The sequence below is a fragment of the Streptomyces sp. NPDC088915 genome (assembly GCF_044749825.1).
GTDB lineage: Bacteria > Actinomycetota > Actinomycetes > Streptomycetales > Streptomycetaceae > Streptomyces.
Genome location: NZ_JBIVIR010000004.1, coordinates 25,634 through 48,283, shown reverse-complemented (window position 1 = coordinate 48,283; position 22,650 = coordinate 25,634). Strand labels below are relative to the sequence as shown.

General features: G+C 73.3%; 23 protein-coding genes. 9 read left to right on the top strand and 14 right to left on the bottom strand.

Annotated elements, in window-relative coordinates:
* The first annotated feature begins 109 nt into the window (after positions 1-109).
* Together ACIP5O_RS08860 and ACIP5O_RS08855 are read left to right on the top strand one after the other, a co-directional pair.
* Positions 110-1,717, top strand: a complete 1,608-nt coding sequence (locus tag ACIP5O_RS08860) for a S8 family peptidase (protein WP_401290307.1) — start codon at positions 110-112, stop codon at positions 1,715-1,717.
* Positions 1,718-1,837: 120 nt separating this feature from the next.
* Positions 1,838-2,185 (top strand): STAS domain-containing protein, encoded by a 348-nt coding sequence (locus tag ACIP5O_RS08855; protein WP_401290305.1) that lies wholly within the window; start codon positions 1,838-1,840, stop codon positions 2,183-2,185.
* 42 nt (positions 2,186-2,227) lie between these two features.
* On the opposite strand, the gene ACIP5O_RS08850 is transcribed toward ACIP5O_RS08855, so the two are convergent.
* The 9 genes from ACIP5O_RS08850 to ACIP5O_RS08810 all read right to left on the bottom strand — a co-directional run bounded on the left by ACIP5O_RS08850 (position 2,228) and on the right by ACIP5O_RS08810 (position 11,590).
* Positions 2,228-2,572 carry an STAS domain-containing protein gene (locus ACIP5O_RS08850; protein WP_401290302.1) on the bottom strand — a complete coding sequence of 115 codons (345 nt, stop codon included), beginning with the start codon at positions 2,570-2,572 and terminating at the stop codon, positions 2,228-2,230.
* On the bottom strand, positions 2,569-3,648 hold the full coding sequence (locus tag ACIP5O_RS08845; RefSeq protein ID WP_401290300.1) for a B12-binding domain-containing protein: 1,080 nt from the start codon (positions 3,646-3,648) through the stop codon (positions 2,569-2,571). Before ACIP5O_RS08845 ends, ACIP5O_RS08850 begins: the two co-directional genes overlap by 4 nt.
* Positions 3,645-5,309 (bottom strand): PP2C family protein-serine/threonine phosphatase, encoded by a 1,665-nt coding sequence (locus tag ACIP5O_RS08840; protein WP_401290297.1) that lies wholly within the window; start codon positions 5,307-5,309, stop codon positions 3,645-3,647. Before ACIP5O_RS08840 ends, ACIP5O_RS08845 begins: the two co-directional genes overlap by 4 nt.
* A gap of 121 nt (positions 5,310-5,430) precedes the next feature.
* Positions 5,431-7,077, bottom strand: coding sequence for a SpoIIE family protein phosphatase (locus ACIP5O_RS08835; RefSeq protein WP_401290294.1), 1,647 nt, complete (start codon positions 7,075-7,077; stop codon positions 5,431-5,433).
* Positions 7,074-8,903 (bottom strand): ATP-binding protein, encoded by a 1,830-nt coding sequence (locus ACIP5O_RS08830; RefSeq protein WP_401290291.1) that lies wholly within the window; start codon positions 8,901-8,903, stop codon positions 7,074-7,076. The genes ACIP5O_RS08835 and ACIP5O_RS08830 overlap by 4 nt, the downstream gene beginning before the upstream one ends.
* Positions 8,900-9,964, bottom strand: coding sequence for an ATP-binding protein (locus ACIP5O_RS08825; RefSeq protein ID WP_401290288.1), 1,065 nt, complete (start codon positions 9,962-9,964; stop codon positions 8,900-8,902). The genes ACIP5O_RS08830 and ACIP5O_RS08825 overlap by 4 nt, the downstream gene beginning before the upstream one ends.
* Positions 9,952-10,374 (bottom strand): anti-sigma regulatory factor, encoded by a 423-nt coding sequence (locus ACIP5O_RS08820; RefSeq protein ID WP_356541871.1) that lies wholly within the window; start codon positions 10,372-10,374, stop codon positions 9,952-9,954. The genes ACIP5O_RS08825 and ACIP5O_RS08820 overlap by 13 nt, the downstream gene beginning before the upstream one ends.
* Positions 10,371-10,748 (bottom strand): STAS domain-containing protein, encoded by a 378-nt coding sequence (locus tag ACIP5O_RS08815; protein WP_401290285.1) that lies wholly within the window; start codon positions 10,746-10,748, stop codon positions 10,371-10,373. The genes ACIP5O_RS08820 and ACIP5O_RS08815 overlap by 4 nt, the downstream gene beginning before the upstream one ends.
* Positions 10,745-11,590: an STAS domain-containing protein gene (locus ACIP5O_RS08810; protein ID WP_356541868.1), complete on the bottom strand. Its 846-nt coding sequence runs from the start codon at positions 11,588-11,590 to the stop codon at positions 10,745-10,747. Before ACIP5O_RS08810 ends, ACIP5O_RS08815 begins: the two co-directional genes overlap by 4 nt.
* 314 nt (positions 11,591-11,904) lie before the next feature.
* Here ACIP5O_RS08810 and ACIP5O_RS08805 point away from each other — a divergent pair, with 314 nt between their 5' ends.
* From ACIP5O_RS08805 to ACIP5O_RS08780, 6 genes are all read left to right on the top strand, one after another.
* Complete coding sequence (locus tag ACIP5O_RS08805; protein ID WP_401290281.1) at positions 11,905-12,795, top strand: SDR family oxidoreductase; 891 nt, start codon at positions 11,905-11,907, stop codon at positions 12,793-12,795.
* Between the two features lie 92 nt (positions 12,796-12,887).
* Positions 12,888-13,337 (top strand): hypothetical protein, encoded by a 450-nt coding sequence (locus tag ACIP5O_RS08800; RefSeq protein WP_401290279.1) that lies wholly within the window; start codon positions 12,888-12,890, stop codon positions 13,335-13,337.
* A gap of 72 nt (positions 13,338-13,409) precedes the next feature.
* Complete coding sequence (locus ACIP5O_RS08795) at positions 13,410-13,757, top strand: VOC family protein (RefSeq protein ID WP_401290276.1); 348 nt, start codon at positions 13,410-13,412, stop codon at positions 13,755-13,757.
* Positions 13,758-13,766: 9 nt separating this feature from the next.
* Entirely contained in the window at positions 13,767-14,249 is a 483-nt protein-coding gene (locus ACIP5O_RS08790) for an MSMEG_6728 family protein (RefSeq protein WP_401290274.1), read from the top strand.
* Positions 14,250-14,298: 49 nt separating this feature from the next.
* Complete coding sequence (locus ACIP5O_RS08785; RefSeq protein WP_401290272.1) at positions 14,299-15,474, top strand: spore photoproduct lyase family protein; 1,176 nt, start codon at positions 14,299-14,301, stop codon at positions 15,472-15,474.
* Between the two features lie 83 nt (positions 15,475-15,557).
* A complete protein-coding gene (locus ACIP5O_RS08780) occupies positions 15,558-15,764 on the top strand; it encodes a hypothetical protein (RefSeq protein ID WP_356541860.1) in 207 nt (68 codons plus the stop codon).
* A 67-nt stretch (positions 15,765-15,831) separates the two neighbouring features.
* Here the strand turns inward: ACIP5O_RS08780 and ACIP5O_RS08775 are convergent, their stop codons facing one another.
* From ACIP5O_RS08775 to ACIP5O_RS08765, 3 genes are all read right to left on the bottom strand, one after another.
* The gene (locus ACIP5O_RS08775) at positions 15,832-16,272 is read right to left on the bottom strand and encodes an ATP-binding protein (RefSeq protein ID WP_401290269.1); all 441 of its coding nucleotides are present in this window, start codon (positions 16,270-16,272) and stop codon (positions 15,832-15,834) included.
* A 135-nt stretch (positions 16,273-16,407) separates the two neighbouring features.
* A complete protein-coding gene (gene katG / locus ACIP5O_RS08770; RefSeq protein WP_401290266.1) occupies positions 16,408-18,597 on the bottom strand; it encodes a catalase/peroxidase HPI in 2,190 nt (729 codons plus the stop codon).
* Positions 18,598-18,846: 249 nt separating this feature from the next.
* Complete coding sequence (locus ACIP5O_RS08765; RefSeq protein ID WP_401290263.1) at positions 18,847-19,209, bottom strand: DUF952 domain-containing protein; 363 nt, start codon at positions 19,207-19,209, stop codon at positions 18,847-18,849.
* 205 nt (positions 19,210-19,414) lie between these two features.
* Here ACIP5O_RS08765 and ACIP5O_RS08760 point away from each other — a divergent pair, with 205 nt between their 5' ends.
* Positions 19,415-19,714, top strand: a complete 300-nt coding sequence (locus ACIP5O_RS08760) for a DUF1876 domain-containing protein (protein WP_401290260.1) — start codon at positions 19,415-19,417, stop codon at positions 19,712-19,714.
* Positions 19,715-19,747: 33 nt separating this feature from the next.
* Here ACIP5O_RS08760 and ACIP5O_RS08755 read toward each other — a convergent pair whose 3' ends face one another.
* Complete coding sequence (locus tag ACIP5O_RS08755) at positions 19,748-20,347, bottom strand: CBS domain-containing protein (protein WP_401290259.1); 600 nt, start codon at positions 20,345-20,347, stop codon at positions 19,748-19,750.
* A 141-nt stretch (positions 20,348-20,488) separates the two neighbouring features.
* The gene (locus tag ACIP5O_RS08750) at positions 20,489-22,552 is read right to left on the bottom strand and encodes a discoidin domain-containing protein (protein WP_401290258.1); all 2,064 of its coding nucleotides are present in this window, start codon (positions 22,550-22,552) and stop codon (positions 20,489-20,491) included.
* Positions 22,553-22,650: the final 98 nt, after the last annotated feature.

Below are 22,650 nucleotides of genomic sequence, written 5' to 3'. Positions count from 1 at the left end.
CGGACACGCGCCTCCCACCACCGACGGAGCGTGTCCGGAGCCCACCGGGGCGACGGGTGTCCCCCCTCCGGGCCCGAGCCGGGCCCGGACACCTCTCAAGGGAGAAACCATGGAGTTCGACGCTCGCGCCCTCCGGCGCCTGCTCGCCGTCGGCGCCAGTGCCGCCCTGCTCGCCGGGGCCGCCTCGACCGCCGGGGCCACGGCCGCCCCCGTACCGCCGGGCGGCGGCGAGGGCCGCATCGTCGGCGCGGACCGCCCCGGCGCGGTCGAAGGCTCCTACATCGTCACCTTCAAGGACTCGGTCGCCCGCGCCGACGTGCCCGCCTCCGCGAAGGCCCTGACCAAGCGCCACGCGGGCAGCCTGCGCTACACCTACACCGCCGCCCTGCGCGGCTTCGCAGTGAAGCTGACGGAGAGCGAGGCGAAGGAGCTGGCCGCCGACCCGTCGGTGGCCCGGGTGGAGGCCGACGCGGTGGCGTACGCCGTCGACACCCAGCCCAACCCGCCCTCCTGGGGCCTGGACCGCGTCGACCAGCGCGACCTGCCGGTCGACAAGAACTACACGTACTCCACCACCGCCTCCAACGTGAACGCGTACATCGTGGACACCGGCATCCGCCTGAGCCACCGCGACTTCGGCGGCCGCGCGGTCAGCGGCTACGACTTCATCGACAACGACTCCAACGCCTCCGACTGCCAGGGCCACGGCACCCACGTCGCCGGCACCGTCGGCGGCGGCTCCTACGGCGTCGCCAAGGGCGTCAAGATCGTCAGCGTCCGGGTGCTCAACTGCCAGGGCACCTCGGGCGACACCTGGGCCCCGGTCCTCGCGGGCATCGACTGGGTCACCAAGAACGCGGCGAAGCCGGCCGTGGCCAACATGAGCATCGGCGGCGGCAAGACCCAGTCCGTCAACGACGCGGTGGCGGCCTCCATCGCCTCCGGCGTCACCTGGGTCGTGGCGGCCGGCAACAACAACGCCGACTCGTGTTCCTACTCCCCGTCCTCCACCCCGTCCGCCATCACCGTCGGCGCCACCAACAGCACCGATGCCCGCGCCACCGGCTGGTCCAACGGCCAGGGCTCCAACTACGGCTCCTGCCTGGACATCTTCGCCCCCGGAGACAGCATCGTCTCCACGTCCAACTCCGGCGACACCGCCTCCCGTCCGGACAGCGGCACCTCCATGGCGTCCCCGCACGTCGCCGGCGCGGCCGCCCTGCTCCTGGCCGCCAACCCGACCTGGACCCCGGCCCAGGTCCGCGACAAGCTGGTCGCCGACGCCACCTCCGGCAAGGTCACCGACCCCCGCACCGGCTCCCCGAACAAGCTCCTCCACACGGGCACCGGCAGCACCACCCCGCCGCCCACCGGCAGCAAGTTCGAGAACACCGACGACGTCCAGATCCGCGACAACGCCACCGTGGAGTCGCCGGTCACCGTCTCCGGCGTCACCGGCAATGCCCCCGCGAACCTGGCCGTCACCGTCGACATCCGCCACACCTTCCGCGGCGACCTGAAGGTCGAACTGGTCGCCCCCGACGGCGGCGTGTTCCTCCTGAAGAACTACAACTCCTCCGACGGCGCCGACAACGTCCAGGGCACGTTCACGGTCGACGCCTCCGGCAAGGCCGCCAACGGCACCTGGAAGCTCCGCGTCACCGACAACTGGGTCAACGACACCGGTTACGTCAACGCCTGGTCGCTCCAGTTCTGACCTCGCCCCCTCCGCACCGCCCCGCACCCCCCGGAGCAGAACCGCTCCGGGGGGTGCGGGCCGTGCCGCCGGACCGGGGGCGGCTGGCGCGGCGGCGTCCGCCGATGTGAGGATGACGCCATGTATGCGGTCCCCGAGGGAAAAGTGCACCTCACCCGGCACGAGCAGGTCTTCCTGATCACGATGCGCGGTGAGATGGATCATGACGACGCGGAAGACGTCGAGGCCGCCTGGGCGGCGGCCGGCGAGGCGGCCTCCCCGATGACGGCGGTGGACCTCTCCCGGGTGACGTTCGCCGACAGCATGCTCCTCAACGCCCTGCTCGACGCCCGGCGCCGCCACCTCGCGGACGGGCGCGAACTGGTCCTGATCGGGCCCCTCCACTCCGCGGTGCGGCGGCTCCTGGACATCAGCGGGACCCTCGACCACTTCCGGATCGTCAGCACCGGCCCCTCCCCGGCGAGCTGAGGCCCGCGGCCCGCGGAAGAGGAGGGACGCCGTCCGCGCCGGTCAGCCGGGCGGCGGACCGGTCAGGTGGTCCAGGACGTTGGTGATCTGGAGCATGCGCTCCAGGAAGTCCGGACGGTTGTCCAGGAACAGGGTGGCGCCGAGCGCACTGGCCCGGCGGTGGACGAGCAGCAGGGCGGACAGGCCCGAGGAGTCGATGTACGTCAGACCGCCGAAGTCGAGGCGTATGCCCCGGGGCGGTGGCCCGTCGCCCGTCAGGCTCCCGGTGACCGCCTCGACCAGCTCGTCGCAGGTGTCGTAGTCGAAGTCCCCGCCCACGCGCACGTACAGCGAATCGGACTCGCGGACGAGGTCGAGGGCGAATTCCGTGGAGGTGAAGTCGTTCATGAGCGGGGGCCGGGGACGGAACGGGCGGCGTGCTCGGCCAGGGCCGCCGCGCCCCGCTCGATCGCGTGCGTCGCGCGGGGGAAGTCACGCAGCTGCCCGGCCAGGACGTCCAGGGCGGCCACGAGGGAACGGCTGGGGACGTTGCGGGCCCCGAGGACGTCGGCGGTCCAGGTGAGGAACGTGGTGAACAGCTCGGGGTCGTCCACGTAGAGGGCGGTGGCGAGGAAGTTGACGATGTGCGCGATGTCCTCCGCCGTGCGCTCGCGCTGGAGGTCGCCGTAGGCGCGCATCGGGGGGAACCGGTCCTCCAGGTCGGCCAGGGTCTGCTTGACCAGCCGGTGCCGGGAGCGGGCGACCATCGTGTACTCCTGGTCGGCCAGGTGCGGCAGGTCGTCCACCGCCTGCCGGCCGGCCGACGCGTCCGGCCTGGGCAGGCCCTCCTCCAGGACCGCGAGCGCGCCGCGCGCGTCGGGCGCCCACCGGTCGGCGCGCAGCGTGCGCGCGTACCGGCCGTCGGGGCCGAAGGCGCGGCCGCCCGTCAGAACCGGGACGCCCACGGCCTGGCAGGCGGTGATGGCGGCGTGGGCGGTCGGCAGGTGGGTCGGGATCGACCCGGACAGCAGGACGGCGCCGGGGTTGCTCTGGTGCAGATGGGCGACCAGGTGCGGGGTCGGGGTCTGCGCCCCGAGGTAGTCGACCTGCCAGCCGTGCAGGGAGAGGACCTCCGCGACGAGACGGGCGGGGAAGGCGTGCCACTCGCCGTCGACGCAGCTGACCGTGACGCGGCCGCGGGAGGGCACGGCACCGCCGCGCGCGCGGCGGTGCGCCAGGGAGGCGACGATGCGCTCGTTGATGGCGGTGACGGCGTGTTCCTGTGCCACGGTGATGCGGTCGGCGGCCCATTCGACGCCGACCTTCGCCTGGACCGGCGCGAGCACGTCGAGGAGCAGGGTCTCCTCCGGCACGCCCGTGTCGAGTGCCCCGTGGACGACCGAGGCGGCGGCGGGTTCGTCACCCTCCACCGCTGCCCTCCACAGCCGTTCCACCACCGTGTCCGTCGCGGTGGCCTGTCTCACGTGTTCCTCCCGCCGTACCGGCCGTACCCGTCGCCCGTGGTGAGCGACGAGGCCCTGGGGGCGGTGATCGCCACGACGGCCATGTCGTCGTGGCGGCCTTCGTGGAGCCATTGGGCGGCCAGCATCTGTATCCGCTCCACGACCGCCTCCGCCTGCATGCCCGCACACTCCGCCAGGGCCCTCTTCAGGCGTTCCGTGCCCAGGAACTCGTCCCCGAGGGGACCGCCCCGCGCTTCGACGATGCCGTCGGTGTAGAGCAGGCACGTCTCCCCGGGGGCGAGCACGGTCTCCACCGTGCGGGCCTCGACGGTCGGCAGCGCGCCGACCAGGGTGCCGCGGGTGTCGATCTCCTCCACCGTGCCGTCGGCGCGGGCGAGGAGCGGCGGCAGGTGTCCGGCGCTGGTCAGGCGCAGCACCGCCCGGCCGTCGCGGTGGTGCACGGAGACGAGGACGAGGGTGGCGAAACGGGTGTGGTGCGAGGAGAGCAGCGCGCCGTTGAGCAGGTTCAGGACCCGCTGGTGGTCCTCGGCCAGGGGGAGGAGGGCGTGCAGGGTGTTGCGGATCTTGCCGGTCAGGACCGCCGCGTCCAGGCCCTTGCCCGCGACGTCGCCCAGGACGACGAGGGTCTCCCGGGAGGGGTCGGCGCCGGGGTGGACGTCGTAGAAGTCCCCGCCGACCCGTTCGTGGTCCTTCGAGGCGCGGTAGCCGCCGGCGTACTCCACCCCGTGGACGTGGTGCAGCGCCGGAGGCAGCAGTTCGCGCATCAGCGTGGTGGTGATGGCGGCCTGCTCGGTGTAGAGGCGGGCCGCGGACAGGGCGGCCCCGGCCCGCGCGGCGAACAGGCGCGCGAAGATCTCCTCGTTCTCGCTGAAGGCCCGTTCGGTGCTGGAGCGCAGCAGGATGAGGGCCCCGGCGGGCACCCCGTGGCCGGGGAGGGGCGTGACGATGACGGAACCGACCGGCGAGGTGAAACCCTCGGGGACCACCCAGTCGGGGAGGTCGGCGGGGTCGATCCAGCGGGCCGGCACGGGCGGGAAGCCCTGCAGGGCCTCGGCGAGACCCGGTACGGCGGAGACGTCGACCTGCCGGACGGTCTGCGTGACGGGGCCGCCCCGGCGGGCGAAGGTCAGCGGGTGGCGCCGGCCCTGGGGCGGCGCCACGAGGACGGCGGCCTCGGCGAGGTGCTCCGCGGCCATCGAGGCGGCCATCTCCATGCAGCGCCCCACGTTCAGTGTGGACAGGAGCGAGCCGGAGACCTCGGCGAGGATCTCGGACCGCGCCCGTACGTCGACCAGGGCCGTCTCGGCGAAGCGGCGGTCGGTCTCGTCGACCAGCCACCAGACCACGTCGCCGTCGTCGCCCGTGGTGGGGTGCGCCTCCAGGAGGCGGTCGCGGATGCGCCCGGTCAGCGGCCCGGACCCCGGCGCCGACAGGCCGTCACAGATGCGCCGGTGGGCGTCCGAGAGCCAGGGCGGCACCCGTTCGTGCAGCCAGTCGCCGCTCGCGGCGTCGGGCAGGAGGAGCCGGGCGGCCTCGTTGATCCGTACGAGACCGCCGTGCCGGTCCACGACCAGTACGGGATGGGGGGCCTCGATCCACGAGGCGCCGACCTGGAGGCCGGCACCGGACGGACGGGCGGAGAAACCGCGGGGAGCAGACACAGAAGGAGGCACGCGGACGCGCGCCTCACCACCTTCCTACAGGGACGACAGTTGTCCTGGGGCAACCGTCTCGTACCGGCCCCCGCCCTCGCAACCCGTGCCGCATATGCACATACAAGCCTCACAAAGTGAGGGAACGTGGCGCACCGGTCACGCGCACCGCCATCAGGGCGATGTCGTCCTCCCCGTTGGGAGGGAACGCCTCCAGGAGGCCGTCGCATATCTCTTCCACGTCCGCCGGGAGACGGCCGAGGACGGACTCCAGGCGTTCGAGGGAGAGCCCCAGGTGCTCGTGGCGGCGTTCGATCAGCCCGTCGGTGGTCATGACGAGGATCGAGCCGGGCGGGGCCTCCACCGCGGTGCTCGCCGGATGGGGGAGGCCTATGCCCAGGAGCGGTCCGTGCTCGTCCACGGAACGCACGTTCCCGTCGGGAGTGCGCAGCAGCGGCGGCAGGTGGCCGGCGTTGGCGATGTGCAGGAGGCCGGTGGCCTCGTCGATGAAGACGATGCACAGGGTCAGGGTGAGCCGCGCCCGGACGGCCGTCAGCAGGTGGTCGAGGCGCCCGAGGATGTCGTGGGGCGGATGCCCCTCGATGGCGTAGGCGCGCAGGGCGTGCCGGACCTGCCCCATCAGCATGGCGGCGTCGAGGGAATGCCCCGCGACGTCGCCGACGGCCAGCAGGAGGCCTCCCCGGGTCGGAAGGGCCTCGTAGAAGTCGCCGCCGATCTCCGCGTGGTCGCTGGCGGGCAGGTAGCGCACCGCGAGGTCGGCGAGGTGCGAGTCGGGCAGCGTCTCGGGCAGGAAGCTCCGCTGGAGGGTCAGCGCCAGGTCGTGCTCCTCGGTGTAGCTCCGCAGGGCCTCCAGGGCGAGGGCGCACGCCTGGGCCAGCTGCGCCAGGAGCTGCTCGTCGTCGGGCGTCGAGACCGCCTCCGCGGGGACCGCGAGGCACACCGGCTGCCGACCGGGCTTGGCGCGCGCCACGGCCACGGCGAGCCTGCCGCGGGACGCGAGCTCCTGGGGGAAACCGGGCCACTCGTGGGTGTGGACCGTGACCAGCCGCGTCCCGGTGCGGTCGCCGAACTCGTGGTACGGAGGCAGGTCGCGGGCGTCGAGCCGCACGTCGACGACGCTGTCGGGGGAGGCCTGCCCGCCCGCGCCGGTCCCGGTGCCGGCCGCCGAGGCCGGCTCCCCGTGCGGGGAGATGATCGCCGCCACGGCGGGCGCCCCCAGGACGATGGCCGCGCCCCGGGCGGCCGCCCGGGCGACCCCGGCGGCGCTGTCCGCGCTGTAGAGCAGCAGGGTCGCCTCGTTCAGGTGCAGCAGACGGTCCGCGAGGCGCTCGGCCCGGCGGCGCGCCCGCGCGTAGCGCAGGGTGGCCGTCACGGTGGCGAGGAGCTCGTCCGGGGCGATGGGCTCCGTGAGGTAGGCGTCCGCCCCGCGGTTGAGCCCCTGGGTGCGGTCGTCGACGGTGATGGCGGACGCCGAGACGTGCAGGACGGGAAGGGCCGCCGTCGCGGGGTCGGCCTTGATGCGCTCGCAGACCTCGAAACCGGTCATGTCGGGCAGCCGCACGTCGACGACGGCCACCTCCGGCAGGGTCTCGGCGTCCTTGAGCAGCGCGAGCGCCCCGGTGCCGTCCTCCGCCTCCACGACGGTGTGGCCCGCGCGGGACAGCGTGGTCCTCAGGACGTAGCGGTTGGTCGGGTTGTCGTCCACGACCAGGACGCGCGCGGGCGAGTGGTCGGAAGGGAACGGGCCTGCGATCACGGCGTGGCTTCTCCGGACGTGTGCTGCTCACCGGTCTCCGCCGGAGGGGTGTGGTCGGGCCCGGCCGGATCGATGGCCAGGGCCAGGGCGATGCGTTCGGGCGTCAGGTGCGTCTTCCCCAGGACGGCCCGCGCGTGGGTGAGCCGGGAGCGGTCCACGTCACTGGGGTCGGACGAGGTCAGGACCACGACCGGGACGTGCGCGGTCTCCGGGTCACGGGCCAGGGCCTGGAGGAGAACGTACCCGTCGGGGGCCGGCATCGCCAGGTCGATCAGGACCGCGTCGGGCCGCTCCGCGCGGATGACGTCGACGGCCCGCGAGCTGACCGACACCTCCGTCACCTTCCGCGCGACCCGGCTCAGGACCGGCCGGAGCAGCTCGACGAACGTCGAGTCGTCGTCCACGACCACCAGCGACTCCGTCCGGACGCCGTCGGCCCCGGGCTGCGACGCGTCCGGGGCGGTGAGGTCGTGACGGGCCGGGATCTCGACCCGCACCGCGGTCCCGGCACCCGGTTCGCTGGTCAGCGTGAGGACGCCGCCCAGCAGACTGGTCAGCCTGCGGGCGTAGGGCAGGCCCAGACCGGTGCCCGGCTGCCCCCGCTGGTGGGTGCCCAGGACCTGGTAGAACTCCTCGAAGACCCGGTCCTGCTGGTCCTGGGGGATCCCGATGCCCGTGTCGGTGGTGGTGAAGACGAACCAGGGCCGTCCGGCCCGGTCCTCGACCGCGACCGTGAGGCGGACCTCTCCGGCCGTGGTGAACTTCAGGCCGTTCGACAGCACGTTGCGCAGGACGCGCGTGAGCATGACCTCGTCGGTGACGAGTTCCGGCACGTCCTCCACGTCGGGGATGTCGAGCCGCACCCCGTCGCGGGCCATGCCCCGCAGCGTCCCGCGCAACTGGTGCAGCAGGGTCCGCAGGTCGGTGGGGACCAGATGCGGTTCGAGGCGCCCCGATTCGGCCTTGGCCACGTCCAGGAGCTCCTCGACCAGGGCCAGGAGCGTACTGCCGGAACCGGCGATCAGGGACATCTGCTGCCGCTGCTCCTCGGTCAGCGGATCGGCGTCGGGTGCGAGCAGGAGACGGGCCAGGGCGATGACCGAGTTGACCGGGGCCCGCAGCTCGTGGCTCACGTTGGCCCAGAAGCGGGTCTTGGCCTCGCTCGCCAGACGCAGCTGACGGGACTTGTCCTCCAGCTCGGCGTAGAGGGCCACCACGCCCGTGTTCGTCTCCTCCAGCTCCGCGGACAGCTCGCTGTAGAGGGCCACCACCCCTTTGTTGGTCTCCTCCAGCTCGGCGTTCAGCCGCTGCAGCTCCTCCTGCTGGGCCCTCGACTCCTCGAGGGCCTGGAGGAGCTGGCGGTTCTGGACGCGCAGTTCCTCGCCCATGCTGAGGTCTCCCGAGTCGCGGAGCGCCGTACGGGCCCGCTCCGCCCTCTCCCCGGAGCGCCCCGGGGAGGCGGGCAGCCGCTGGCCGACCGTCAACGCGTGCTCTCCGGACGACGCGGCGTACCGGCAGTGGTCCAGGAGCCGCTCGGCGGCGTCGAGCGCGTCACGACCGGGGACACGGGGCCCGCTCCAGGTGAAACGGGCACGGAAGAGATCGGCTTCCCGGAGGGGGCTCGCCACGTGCAGGTCCACGCGGAGCCCCGGGGCTCCCAGGAGATCACGTCCCACCTCGCTCAGTACCGTCACCACTCGCACCAGTTCGTGCCCCTCCAGACCCAGGGCCCGGCACACCAACTGTCCACGCCTCCGCAGTTCAAACCCGTCCCGTTCGACGGCCAGCGGAAGGACGCAGAGGCTGTCGGAGTGCGTCCGACTCATCGACGGGCCGCCCGGGCGATGACGATGCCGGCGTCGTCGCGGCGCACCCCGGCCTGCCCGAGGAGCTGGGCCGCGACGACGGCCGGCTGCCGGGCGAACAGGCCCGGGAGACCGGTCGGCGACCAGCGGTCGCTCAGGCCGTCCGAGTGCAGGACCAGGACCGCGTCGGGATCCAGGGCGGTCCGGAAGGTCCGCAGCGCGGGCATCTGGTGGCCCACGATCCCGGGGAGGGACAGGAGGGTGCTCCGCTTCTCGCCGCTGACGACGAAGGCGCTGATGTTGCCGACCCCGCAGTGCTCGACGGTCCCCCGGGAGAAGTCGGCCCGGGCGACCGTGACCGCCGCGCCCCGGCTTCCCCGCAGCTCCGTGTGGAGGGTCCGGACGACGTCCTGGGGGCTCCCGTGGGGGCCCGTCCGGAAGGCGGCCCGGGCGCGCTCGCCGGCGAGCGCCGCCAGCGGGCCGTGCCCCAGTCCGTCGCACATCATCACCGTGACCGCCCGCGCCCCGTCGGGGCCGTGCTCGGTGCGCGCGGCCCAGGTGTCCCCGCAGACCTCCTCGCCGCTGATCGGGCGGGTCAGACCGGCGACCTCGGGCTCGTCGGACCCGGGGAGCGGGCCGGGGCCCTCCCCCGACCAGAACCGCGCGAGCAGGGCCGTACCCCGGCCGGGCAGGGAGTGGACGTCGAAGACGTCGGCGAACCGCGCGATCGCCCCCATGCCCACGCCCAGGGTGCCGCTGCCGGACACGCCGTCCGTGAGCGCGCTGCCCACGTCGGCCATGCCGGGGCCGCTGTCCAGGGAGAGGAGTTCGATGGCGGCCCGGCCCCGGAGGGTGGTCACCCGCAGGGCCAGGGCACCGTCCTGGGCGTACTTCTGCAGATTGGTTGCCGCCTCGGTCACGGCGAGCTCGATCTCCGCCACGCGGACCGGATCCATGCCGATGCGCCGGGCCAGCCGCGCCGCCTCCCGCCGGGAGGCGGCGGCCACGGCGACGTCGAGGCGCAGCCACACGACGTCCTCGGCCTCGATCTCGTAACCGGGCACCGGGTTCACCGCGCCCACTTCAGCACCGTCACCGTCGTTCCGGCGCCGGGCGCCGAGTCCAGCTCGAACTCGTCGACCAGGCGCCGCGCGCCGCTGAGGCCCAGGCCCATCCCGCTGCCCGACGTCCAGCCGTCGGTCAGGGCCTGCTCGATGTCCGGAATGCCCGGACCGGTGTCCGAGAAGCACACCCGGACGCCGACGCGCCCCATGTCGCGGACGATGACGGCGTCCGCCGTGCCGCCCCCTCCGTAGATGAGGGTGTTGCGGCCCAGCTCACTGGCGGCCGTGACCAGCTTGGTCTGGTTGACCAGCGACAGACCTGCCTGCTGGGCGAGGACGCGCACCGCCTGGCGGGCCTTGACGACGTCGCCGCTGGACCGGATCTCCACTTCCTCGCGGGAGGCCTCGTCGGCCGGGTACTCCTTCACGGGCGCGCCGGAGGGGTGTGCTGCGACCGCCGCAGATAGCCCAGCCCGAGTTCCAGGTTGAGCGCCGTGCGGACGCCGCCCAGCGACAGGCCGAGCTCCACCAGCGTCATGGCGACGGCCGGGCGCATGCCGACGACGACCGTCTCCGCGCCGAGGACGCGGGAGATGGCGGCCGTGGTGGCCAGCATGCGGCCGACGAACGAGTCGACGATCTCCAGGGCAGAGATGTCGATGACCACGCCGCGGGCGCCGGTCGCGACGATCTGCTGGGAGAGGTCGTCCTGGAGGTCGAGCACCATCTGGTCCTCGAGGTCCACCTGGATCGAGACCAGGAGGATGTCGCCGATCTTCAGGACGGGTACGCGGTCGCTCACAGCAGACCCGCCGGACGGGCCGCGGCGGCCTTGTCGATCTCCACCAGGGCGTGGCGCAGGGCGTCGGCCAGCGTCGCCTTCGTGGGGATGTCGCCGAACTCGATGCCCAGGGCGACGATGGTCTGCGCGATCTGGGGCCGGATGCCGGAGATGGTGCACTCCGCGCCCATCATCCGCGCCGCGACGACGGTCTTGAAGAGGTGCTGAGCGACCTGGGTGTCGACGGCCGGAACACCGGTGATGTCGATGATCGCGTGCGCGGAGTTGGACTCCACGAGGGCTTGGAGCAGCTTCTCCATGACCACCTGGGTGCGCGCGGAGTCGAGCGTGCCGACGAGCGGCACGCCCACCACCCCGTCCCACAGCTTCACCACGGGGGTGGACAGCTCGAGGAGCTGCTGGGACTGCGCGGAGATGATCTCCTCGCGGGTCCGGGCGTACTCCTCCACCGTGAAGAGGCCGAGGTCGTCGAGGAGGCGGGAGAACTGCAGGTAGGCACGGATGTCCTCGACGGATCCGCCGAGGAAGGGCTCGAGCACCTCCTTGAGCGCGAAGATGCTCACGGCGGTCTCGGTCGGGGTGAAGCCCTGCCGGGCCCGGGTGCGCGACAGCTCGACGAGGAGGCTGCGCACGACGGCGAACCGGTCGCCGCGGCCGGACAGACCGCCCTGCGTCACGGCCTCGGTGATCGCGTCGTAGAGCTCGCCCAGTTCCCGGCCGAGCTCCGCGGTGCTCACGCGCCCCCGCAACGAAGCTCCGACGGTCTGCTCCCACTGCGCCACCAGTTCCGACTGCCGCGTGGTCAGTAGTTCCAGCAACCGCTTCGAGTCCTCGTTGTCCATGGGCCTTCCCCTCACCTTTCCTGCCGTCCGAAATCCGTGCTGACCATACGTCACTGGCCCCCCATGCCGTTCACGCGGCTCCCGTCCCCCCTACGGCTCCGGCGCGACAGGCCTGGACCCCGAGCGACACCTGCCCCCGTTCTCCGTTTCCACACCCGTGCCGAGACATTCGCCACGTTCCGGTCCGCGTGACGGGGGTGGGGCAATCGGCGCAGTCGGAACGGCGGCCCGCCGGGACCGGTGGTGCCATGGAGGCGTCCCCGTGACCGGCGGGGGAAGAGGACCGGAGAACTCGGCGCACCGCTTGGAGGAGCATGTCCCACGACAACCCCCTGCGGGGGCGGACGGCGGTCGTGACGGGCGCGGCACGCGGCCTGGGGGCCGGCCTTGCCAGGGAACTGGCCGGCCGGGGCATGCGGATCGCCCTGCTCGGCCGGGAGAGCGAGACGCTGGAGAGGGTGGCGCGGGAACTGCCCCCGGGGAGCCGCTGCTACGAGGTCGACGTCACGGACGACGACCTGATGGAGCGGACGGCCCGCCGGGTGACGCACGACATGGGGGAGCCCTCCGTCGTGATCGCCAACGCCGGCGTCGCCGAGGGCGGCCCGTTCACCGCCTCCGACCCCAGGACGTGGAACCGCGTCGTCGCGGTCAACCTCCTGGGCAGCGCCACCACGGCCAGGGTGTTCCTGCCCGCCCTGCTGGCCTCGCGGGGCTACTTCCTCCAGGTCGCCTCGACCGCGGCCTTCGGATCGGCCCCCATGATGAGCGCCTACTGTGCGTCGAAGGCCGGCGCCGAGTCGTTCGCCCAGTCGCTGCGCGCGGAGTGCGCCCACCAGGGCGTCGGCGTCGGCATCGCGTACCTGCACTGGACGGACACCGACATGGTGCGGGACGTGGACGCCCACGACGTCCTGCGGGAGCTCCGCGCCCACATGCCGCGCCCCGCGCGCAAGGTGTACCCCGTGGAGAAGGTGGCGTCGTGGCTGGCCGAGGCGGTCCGCCGCCGTTCCGCCACCGTCTACGCGCCCCCGTGGCTGCGCCTCGTGCAGCCCGTCCGCCCCCTCCTCCCGCTGCTCGTCGCGTGGTCCTCGGCGAGGACCCTCCCCCGTCTGGAGGAACGGGGCGCCCTGCGTCCCACCGGCCTGCTGGGGCCCGGCGGCCTCGCCGCCCGGGAGGGCCCGGAGCCCGGCGGCCACCGCTGACCGCTGCCCCCGGCCCGCCGCGTTGCCCCGGCCGGACCATCGACGGGTCCGGCCGGGTGTACTCCCGCCGGACCGGGGGCACAGAGTCCGGCATGAACCACGAGGAAGACCGCCAGGAGCGGCGCCGCGTACGGCCCGAGAGCGTCAGCGACATCACGGTGGAGGCGCTGGGCTCGCTCTCCAAGGCCCTGGAGACCACCGAGCGGGCCCGCGGCCACCTGTACTCCTTCCACCAGCTCACCGGCACCGCCGACCTGGAGCTGGACAGGGCGGTGTCACTGCTGCGGCGGGCCGGCCACGAGGAGTGGGCCGATCTCGTCGAGCGGGAGGTCCTCGGCCGCAACGTCATCCCGGGCCACTGGACGTTCCAGGTGGTCGAGTCCTACGACCGGACGTACTACGAGCCGTTCAAGCAGGTCGAACGCGACGCCGTCACCGCCCTCGCCGAGGGCCGCGCCCACCTGTACGAGGCCGAGATGAAGGAGCGGCGCCGCACGCACGGCCACCGGGACCACACCGCGACCCCCGAGGAGACGCGCTAGGGAGGCCCCCTCCGGTCCGCCGGGCGTACGGGTCCGGCGGCCGGAGCGCGCCACCGGTCCTATCCTGGCGTCATGGCCGTCGATCTCTCCGCAGGCGTCCCCATGGGGGACTGCACGGCAGCGCTGAGCTGGTACGAGCGCCTGTTCGGCACCCCGCCGGCGTTCCTCCCGAACGACACGGAGTCCGTCCGGGAGCTCGGGGAGCGCCGCTGCGTGTGCATCGAGCAGCTGCCCGGACGGGCCGGCAACGCCCTGCACACGCTCTTCGACGACGACCTCGACGCCCGGGTCGCCGGAATCACCGGGCGCGGACTGAAGCCCGCCGCCCGGGAGACCTACGCGAACGGCGTGCGCAAGGTGACGTACGAGTACCGGGACGGGAACCGGATCGGGTTCGGGGGCGGACCGGGGAACGGATAGGGCCGTCCCGTGCAGACCTTCCTCCCGTACGCCGGGTTCGCCGACTCGGCCGCCGTGCTCGACCCGCGGCGGCTGGGCAAGCAGCGCGTCGAGGCCCTCCAGGTCCTCCGGGGGCTCACCGTGCCCGGATACGGCTGGCGCAGGCACCCCGCGGTGCGGATGTGGGCCGGTTACGAGGAGGCCCTGGTGCGCTACGGCCTGGAGGTCTGCGGGGTCTGGACGGCCGGGGGCCGCTCCGACACCTGCGCCGCCACGCTGACGCGCGACTACCTCGCCCTGGACCCCGGGGAAGGGGTGAGGGGCCAGGCCGAGCTCGCGGCGGCCGGGGAGCTGCCGCCCTGGCTCGGCGACCCCGCGTTCCACCGCAGCCACCGGTCCGCGCTGCTCCGCAAGGCCCCGGAGCTCTACCGCGACCTCTTCCCGGGAGTCCCCGACGACCTCCCCTACGTCTGGCCGTCGTCGGACCGGGGCGGCGGGCCCGACCCCTCCTGACCCCGCCGCGCGCCTCCTCGCGGGCCCCCGGTCCGTACACTGGGTGAACATGCGAGGGCGTTCCGGAGGACCGGGGGACGGGGCCGAGGGCCTGTTCGACGTGGGCGAGCTCATGGGCACCCCGGCGGACGACGCGGACGGCCGCGCGTTCCGCGACGGGGCCGGGGCGCGGAGGCTGCTCGACGTGGCGGAGATCCACGCCGAGCCCGCCGCCGCGGCCTCCTGGCGGGGGCGGCAGATCATCGCCCGGTACCCGGACGCCCGGCTCGTCGAGACGGAATCCCACTGGCGCGTCCCGCACCTGCACGGCAACGCGGGAAACGTGGAGCGCTGGGTGAGGACCAAGCGCGACACCCTGGTCCTCGGGGAGCGGAAGTCCTTCGGCATCCGGCCCAACGGCCGCTCCGCCGACTGGATCGCCCCCGGCCTCTCCAACGGCTGCGCCATGGCCTGCGCGTACTGCTACGTCCCCCGCCGCAAGGGCTTCGCCAACCCCGTCACCGTCTTCACCAACGTGGACCGCGTCCTCGCCGCCCTGGGCCGGCACATCGCCGCCACCGGGCCCAAACGGGAACCCAACCAGTGCGACGACCTCGCCTGGGTGTACGACGTCGGGGAGAACGGCGACTGCTCGGTCGACGACCTGATCAGCGACAACACCGCCGATCTGGTCCGGGCCTTCCGTCGGTGGCCCACCGCCAAGGCGTCCTTCGCCACCAAGTTCGTCAACCCCGACCTGCTGCGGCTCGACCCGCGGGGCCGTACGCGGATCCGCTTCTCCGTGATGCCGCCGGACGACTCCAGGCTCCTCGACATCCGGACGAGCCCGGTCCCCGACCGCCTCGCGGCGGCGGCCGACTTCCTGGAGGCCGGGTACGAGGTGCACTTCAACCTCTCCCCGGTGGTGATCCGCCCGGGCTGGGAGCAGGGGTGGGACGAGTTGCTCCGCGCCATGGACGACGTGCTCCCCGGGAGCGTGAAGGCCCAGGCCGCGGCGGAGGTCATCATGCTCACGCACAACCAGGACCTGCACGAGGTCAACCTCGGCTGGCACCCCCGCGCCGAGGAGGTCCTGTGGCGCCCGGACCTCCAGCAGCCCAAACGCTCCGAGAACGGTGCCCGGAACGTGCGCTACCGCACGGGGACCAAGGCGTCCGCCGTCGAGACCCTGCGCCGCCTGATCGACGCGCGCGCCCCGTGGCTCCGGGTGCGGTACGCCTTCTGACCGCGACCGGACAGGAGCGGACGGGGTATTTCGGGGCACACGTACGAGAACGGCCGACGGTCGGCCGGACAGGAGGCGCAGCCATGGCACAGGCATCCCGACCCGTCCCGGCGGCAGACGAGACCCGGGCGGCCCTGGAGGACGTGTCCGATCCCGCCGCGAGGGCGGTGGTCCTGGCCCTGCTGGAGATCCGTGACGAGCTGAGGACCATGTCCGAGCGGGAGAGCCGGGTGGACGCGCGGCTGAAGCAGATGAACCAGTACCTCGGGGCCCTCGCCAACAAGCCCTGACCGGTGAGCCCTCGCCGGTAGGGCGGTCGGGCGGGCGGCCCGCGGGGGCGCGACCCGCCCGGCCGCCCTACCGGTCGGCGCCGTCGGCGGGCGAGGCGTCCTCGTCGTCCGGGGGGAGGGTCGGGCGGAAGCAGGCCGTGACCGTCTTGCCGTGCCGCTGGCAGCGCATGCTCCACTCGTCGGCGAGCGCCCGCACGATGTTCACGCCCCGCCCCGAGAGCGCGCCCTCGTCCGCCTCGCGGGGACGGGGCAGCGTCGGGTCCTCGTCGTGGACGCTGATGTGGAGGCAGTCGCCGTCCCAGGTGAGCACGAGCTGCGCGTCGCTGTGCGCGTGGAGGTGGGCGTTGGTGAGCAGCTCGGAGACGGCCAGGACGACGGAGTCCACCGTCTCCGGCTCCCGCGCGGTCCACGGCAGGGCGGCGAGGTGCCGCCGCGTCCACTGCCGACCGGTCTGCACCCCGCCGGACACGGGGAACGAGTGCGCCCACCCCATCGCCTTGACCGTCACGTTCTTCACTCCTTCGAGGGCCGCCCACGTCGTCCGTACGGGACCCGGATACCCGGCAATCGCCCCGGCAGACACGACGGGCCCCCACGGCCCGGGCCCGTTCCGGCGGCCCGGGGCCGGAACGGGCCGGTGGGCTCAGGCGAGGTCGAACCGGTCGAGGTTCATCACCTTGTCCCAGGCCGCCACGAAGTCGCGCACGAACTTCTCGCCCGCGTCCCGGGCGGCGTAGACCTCCGCGAGGGCGCGGAGCTGGGAGTGCGCGCCGAAGACGAGGTCGACGGGGGTGGCCGTCCACGTGAGCTCGCCCGTGGCGCGGTCGCGGCCCTCGAAGACGTTCTCCTCCGTGGCCGACGTCTTCCACTCCGTGCCCATGTCGAGCAGGTTGACGAAGAAGTCGGTGGTCAGCGCCTCGGGCCGATGGGTGAAGCGGCCGTGCGGGGCCCCCGCGAAGCCGGTGTCCAGGACCCGCATGCCGCCGACGAGCGCCGTCATCTCGGGCGCGGTCAGCGTCAGCATGTTGGCACGGTCCAGGAGGAGGGTCTCCGGCGACAGCTTCTCGCCCGCCTGGAGGTAGTTGCGGAACCCGTCCGCCTCGGGTTCGAGCACGGCGAACGCCTCCACGTCCGTCTGCTCCTGCGAGGCGTCCGTGCGCCCCGGCGCGAACGGGACCGTGACGTCGTGTCCGGCGTTCCGCGCGGCCTGCTCGACGGCCGCGCAGCCGCCCAGGACGATCAGGTCGGCGAGCGAGATCCGCTTCCCCCCGCCCTGCGCGTCGTCGAACTCCCGCCGGATCTCCTCCAGGGCCTCCACGGTCCCGGTCACCTCGGGCAGCGCGTTGACCTCCCAGTCCTTCTGCGGCGCGAGCCGGATCCGCGCCCCGTTGGCCCCGCCGCGCTTGTCGGTGCCGCGGAAGCTCGCCGCCGACGCCCACGCGGTGGTGACGAGCCGGGGGAGGGACAGGCCCGAGTCGAGGATCTTGCGCTTGAGCGAGGCGACGTCCTCGTCCGAGACCAGCTCGTGGTCGACCGCGGGCACGGGGTCCTGCCAGAGCTGCGGCTCGGGGATCCAGGGCCCCAGGTAGCGCGAGAGGGGCCCCATGTCGCGGTGCAGCAGCTTGTACCAGGCCTTGGCGAAGGCCTCCGCGAGCTGGTCCGGGTTCTCGTGGAAGCGCTTCGTGATCGGCCCGTAGACCGGGTCGACCTTCAGCGCGAGGTCCGTCGTCAGCATCATCGGGGCGTGCTTCTTCGACGGGTCGTGGGCGTCGGGCACGGTGTCCTTCGCCGACGGGTCCGTGGGCGTCCACTGCTTCGCGCCGGCCGGGCTCGTCGTCAGCTCCCACTCGTACCCGTACAGGTTGTCCAGGTAGCCGTTGTCCCACTTCGTCGGCCGGGAGGTCCAGGCGCCCTCCAGACCGCTGGTGAGCGCGTCGCCGCCCACGCCGGTGCCGTACGTGTTCCGCCAGCCGAGGGCCTGCTGCTCGAAGGGGGCGGCCTCGGGCTCCGGGCCGATGTACGAGGGGTCGACCGCGCCGTGGCACTTGCCGAACGTGTGGCCGCCGACGATGAGCGCCGCCGTCTCCTCGTCGTTCATCGCCATGCGGCCGAACGTCTCCCGGATGTCCCGGGCGGCGGCCAGCGGGTCGGGATTTCCGTTGGGGCCCTCGGGATTGACGTAGATCAGGCCCATCTGCACGGAGCCGAACGGGCCGGTGAGCTCCCGGTCACCGCTGTAGCGCTCGTCCCCGAGCCAGGTGTCCTCGGGACCCCAGAAGATCTCCTCCGGCTCCCATACGTCCTTCCGCCCGAAGGCGAAGCCGAACGTCTCGAACCCCATGGACTCCATGGCGCAGTTGCCTGCAAAGACGAGGAGGTCGGCCCAGGAGATCTTCCGGCCGTACTTCTGCTTGACCGGCCAGAGCAGCCTGCGTGCCTTGTCGAGGCTCGCGTTGTCCGGCCAACTGTTGAGGGGCGCGAAGCGCTGGGCACCGGAGCCGCCGCCGCCCCGGCCGTCGGCGGTGCGGTACGTCCCGGCGGCGTGCCAGCTCATCCGGATGAAGAGCGGCCCGTAGTGGCCGTAATCGGCGGGCCACCAGTCCTGCGAGGCCGTCATCACCTCGAAGACGTCCCGCTTCAGGGCGTCGAGGTCCAGGGTCGCGAACTCCGCCGCGTAGTCGAAGTCCCCGCCCATCGGGTCGGACAGGGGCGAGTGCTGGTGGAGGACCTGGAGGTCCAGTTGGTTGGGCCACCAGTCCCGGTTGGTCCGGGGCCGGGTCGGCGCCGGGGTGGGGGCGGGGATTGCCGGGTTCTCGCTTTCGCTGCCGGACACGTCCGTCCTTCTTCCTGTGTCGGTGTTCTTGCGTCGAGCACTGCGACCCGCGCCCGTCACGCGCCGTGGCGCCCGCCGGCCGGAATCGCCCGACCGGACCCACGGAGCGGGGGAGCTTGTGTCGGCGTCCGTATGCTCGCGCACATCGAGCGCGCGGCCGGGGGAACACGCAGGGCGCCCGCGCTTTACACGTCATCACACCGGAGCGGTGGTCGTGGGAAAGCGGGGGCGCCCCGGGAGATCAGGACGTCACTCCCACGGTGTCGTTCCCGTGGCCCGGCCGTCCCCGTCCCAGGTGATCTCCAGGACCCGTTCGACGGCCGCGCGGTCGAGCGGCCCGAACACGTGCGGGAAGAGGGTCCCGTCGGGGACCCCCGGCGGCGGGGCGGGGACGGCCGCCTCCCACTCCGTCCGGGCCGACAGCCGGCTCTCGTCGAGGACGAGCGCCAGGAGGGGCCTGGGGGAGGCGCGGTAGAAGGCGTTGACGACGGCGAGCGCGGTCGCCTCGTCGGGCGCGCAGTGGACGAAACCCTCCTCGGCCAGGGACGCGGGCGCGTAGGGCCGCTCCGGGCGGGCGGACCATTCGGCGAGCGGGACGACGTGATAGATCATGCTCCGGTTATACCGGCCGGGCCGGGCCGGGCCGGGCCGGGCGGGGCGGACCGGGCGGGGTGCCGGGACCGGTGGCGGGCGGGGAACAGAAGCCGGGGGACGGGAACCGTCCCCGCGCGCCCCCACCCCCGCCGGTGGGATCCTGGGAACAACGGAAAGGGCCGGGTGGCAGCTCCGCGCGGCCCGACGGTGCGAGGAGGCAGACATGACCCGCACTCTGGAGTGGAAGGTCGGTCTGGAGCTGGTCGAGGACGGCGGTACGACCCGGGCCGAGGCCCGGCTGAGCACCGGGACCTCCACGCTCACGGGCCACGGCTCCGCCCGCTGCAACCCGACGGACACGGACGTGCCGGCGATCGGCGACGAGCTCGCCGCGAGCCGGGCGATGAAGGACCTGGCCGGCAAGCTGATGCGGGAGGCCGACCGCGAGATGGAGGCGGCGGGCGCCGGGACCGTGCCGCGGCACACCGGCCCCGGGTACGGCTGGCCGGAGGCGGTCTCCTGACGGACGACGCCCACTGCTGGGGGGCGGGAGCCCTCAGGCCCCGCCCCCCTCCTCGTACGCCAGCCTGTCCACGACCTCCACCACCCCGTCCACCGTCTCGCACAGACGGACCAGGATCGGGCCGGTCCCCGGCCGCTCCAGCGTGCCGCTCAGCGTCACCCGGCCCTCGTCGACGTCGATGTGCACGGCGGAGGGGGAGAGGCGCAGGATCCGGACGACCACGTCCTCGCGGATCTCCTCCTGGATGGAACGGTCCCGGCGCAGGAACAACTGGAGCAGGTCGCTCCGGCTCAGCACCCCGATCAGCCGCCCCTCCGCGTCCACGACCGGCAGCCGCTTCACCCGGTGCCGCTCCATCCGCCGGGCCGCCTCGACCGCCGTCCACGACGGCCGGGCCGTGACGACCGGGCTCGTCATCATGGCCTCCGCCGTGCTCGGCCCGTCCTTCGCCGTGTGCCGCCGCAGCAGGTCCGCCTCGGAGACGACGCCCACCGGCCGGTTCTCGTCGTCCACCACCGGGACCGCGGTGATGCCGTACTCGTCGAGGAGCCGCGCGATCTCCTTGAACGGCGTCCCGCGCTGCACCGCGACCGCGGTGGGCGTCATCAGGTCCGCGACACTGCGGTGCCTCATCGTCCGTTCCGTCCCTTCTGCGTTCCGGATTCCATGATCCCGCACCGGGGGACCTCTCGGAACGAGGGGGTGGAAGGCGGAGGGCCGGCCGGACCGCCTTCCGGTCCGGCCGGCCCCACCCGTACGGGGTCCTCGGGGTCCTCAGGACCGGTGGACCGCCACCTCGTGGAGCGAGTACCCCCACTTCGTCGCCCGCCGCTCGCCGTGCACCCGTACGTAACGGGCCGCCTGCGACGGGAACTCCGCCGTGTCGTACCCGCCGTCCCCGGCGGTCGTGGACCAGACCGTCCGCCAGTCCGTGCCGTTCTCCGACAGCTCGATCCGGTACCCGCTCGCGTACGCGCGCTCCCAGTCGAGGACGACCCGCCCGACCGGGCGGACCGACCCGAGGTCCACCCGCAGCCACTGGCCGTCCGACCAGTCGCTGGCCCAGCGGGTGCCCGTGTCGCCGTCGACGGCCCGGCCCGGCGCGTAGCTCGTGAACGGGTTCCACTCCGAGGAGCTGGCCGACGCGGGCGCGCCCGCCGCCAGGTTCACCCCCGGCTCGTGCACCTCGGTCGCCCGCCACGTCGTCAGGTACGACTCGGCGCCGCCCGCCAGTTCGTTCACGACGCTCCCACCGCCGCTCGTCAGCCGGATCTGTTCGATCCAGTCGGGGACCATGCCGTTGTGCGCGGCGCCGTCGGTGTTGAGGTCCCAGACGCGCTGCCCGGTGACCTGGCGGTCGAGCACCGCACCGCCGTCGAAGCTGCGGAAGGGGTACGTCACGGCGTTCGGCGCGCCGGTGCCGACCGGGCCCGGCCAGCCGCCGACGCCGTTCATGTCGGTGCCGTAGCCGAGACCGACCCCGTACTTCGCCCGGAGCGCGGCCTTCTGCCCCGCCTCGCCGACGAAGCCCTCCGCGCCGTGCATGTACTGGGCGACGAAACCGCCCAGGCGGTAGAGCCGTTCGGTCCAGTCGAGGTCCATCCAGCTGTGGCTGGAGAGCACGCCCGGGTACTCCTCGGACTCCAGGACGTCCAGCGCCCGGCCCGCGGCCTTGACGCTCATGTGGTCGAGCTCCAGCATCATCCCGCGGTCGATCATGCCCCGCAGGGCGTACTCGCCGAGCCGGGTCAGGCCGCGGGTGTTGCACCGGGCGTCGGAGGCGTACGAGGGGACGCTCACGCCCGGCGGCAGCTTCGACGCCATCACCGGGGCCGCCGCCAGACCGATCGGGTTGTCGTGCTGCGGGCCCGCGCACTTCTCCGTGGCCCAGAAGGTGCCGGTCGACAGGAACTGGCCGATGTTGACCGCCGTGCCGATGGCCCCCTCGTCGAAGCGGACGCCGCACAGCGCGTTGTCGAACTTGTGGCACAGGAACATGCTGCGCACCCCGAGGCCGTACAGCTCGTCGAGACCGCGGTCGATGTCCGCCTTGTCGCACTGGGCGACATCGAGGATCTGCTTGCAGCCGAACGGCTCCGAGGTCTCCACGCCCAGGACGACCGCGAGCCTGCCCTGCTCGACCACCGAGCGGGCCTGCGCGGCGTCGGTGACGATCCGGAACCAGCCCTTGCCGGGCCCGCCGTACATCCGGTCGACGTAGTCCTGGAGTTCGTACGTCCTGCGGGCCTGGAGCCGGATCGAGTCCATCTCGTCGCAGCCCCGGTCGCGGGGCAGGATCGAGCAGATCAGGCCGTTGGTCACCAGGTCGTTGACGAGGACGCGCTGTCCGCCGCGCCAGGCGCGCTCGACCCAGGCGTAGTAGTTCTGCTGGTGGGTGAGCGAGTCGTGGGCCGGCCAGTCCTTGAACGTGGGCCAGCCGACCGGGTCGTGGTGGCCGTCGGCGCCGCCCGTGATGTTCTCGAACAGCGCGCCGGAGCCGTCGGGGTAGTGCTCGGGGCAGTCCTCGAGCGCGTCGGCCGCCCCGGCCTCGGAGAACGTCCGGCCGCAGATGAGCCGCCCGCCGAAGCCCTCGTTCGACATCAGGTGGTTGTGCGCGTCGACGAACCCGCGCACCTTCCCCCGGGCGTCCGTGCCGGTGAACGGCGCGCCCGTGACGTTGATCTGCGAGTCGGCGGCGGGACGGGACACGGGCTCCCACCACGGGCCGCCCGCGGCGGCGGGGACCGGGGCGGAGCCGAAGAGGACGGCGGCCAGGGCGAGGACGAGCGCCAGGAGGGCGGATCCGCCGCCCCTCCCGCGCGAGAAGGTTCGGGTCATGGGCAGCGAGCCTCCGGTCGGTGGGGGAGTACCGGGCGTGCCGAGGATCGCGGTGCCGGAGGACCGAGTCAAGAGTCCGGGACGGATGACCTACTCGC

Coding starts and splice junctions, on each gene's coding strand:
- ACIP5O_RS08860 (WP_401290307.1), top strand. CDS start 110: ATGGAGTTCGACGCTCGCGCCCTCCGGCGCCTGCTCGCCGTCGGCGCC.
- ACIP5O_RS08855 (WP_401290305.1), top strand. CDS start 1,838: ATGTATGCGGTCCCCGAGGGAAAAGTGCACCTCACCCGGCACGAGCAG.
- ACIP5O_RS08850 (WP_401290302.1), bottom strand. CDS start 2,572: ATGAACGACTTCACCTCCACGGAATTCGCCCTCGACCTCGTCCGCGAG.
- ACIP5O_RS08830 (WP_401290291.1), bottom strand. CDS start 8,903: ATGAGTCGGACGCACTCCGACAGCCTCTGCGTCCTTCCGCTGGCCGTC.
- ACIP5O_RS08810 (WP_356541868.1), bottom strand. CDS start 11,590: ATGGACAACGAGGACTCGAAGCGGTTGCTGGAACTACTGACCACGCGG.
- ACIP5O_RS08805 (WP_401290281.1), top strand. CDS start 11,905: ATGTCCCACGACAACCCCCTGCGGGGGCGGACGGCGGTCGTGACGGGC.
- ACIP5O_RS08800 (WP_401290279.1), top strand. CDS start 12,888: ATGAACCACGAGGAAGACCGCCAGGAGCGGCGCCGCGTACGGCCCGAG.
- ACIP5O_RS08795 (WP_401290276.1), top strand. CDS start 13,410: ATGGCCGTCGATCTCTCCGCAGGCGTCCCCATGGGGGACTGCACGGCA.
- ACIP5O_RS08785 (WP_401290272.1), top strand. CDS start 14,299: ATGCGAGGGCGTTCCGGAGGACCGGGGGACGGGGCCGAGGGCCTGTTC.
- ACIP5O_RS08780 (WP_356541860.1), top strand. CDS start 15,558: ATGGCACAGGCATCCCGACCCGTCCCGGCGGCAGACGAGACCCGGGCG.
- ACIP5O_RS08765 (WP_401290263.1), bottom strand. CDS start 19,209: ATGATCTATCACGTCGTCCCGCTCGCCGAATGGTCCGCCCGCCCGGAG.
- ACIP5O_RS08760 (WP_401290260.1), top strand. CDS start 19,415: ATGACCCGCACTCTGGAGTGGAAGGTCGGTCTGGAGCTGGTCGAGGAC.
- ACIP5O_RS08755 (WP_401290259.1), bottom strand. CDS start 20,347: ATGAGGCACCGCAGTGTCGCGGACCTGATGACGCCCACCGCGGTCGCG.
- ACIP5O_RS08750 (WP_401290258.1), bottom strand. CDS start 22,552: ATGACCCGAACCTTCTCGCGCGGGAGGGGCGGCGGATCCGCCCTCCTG.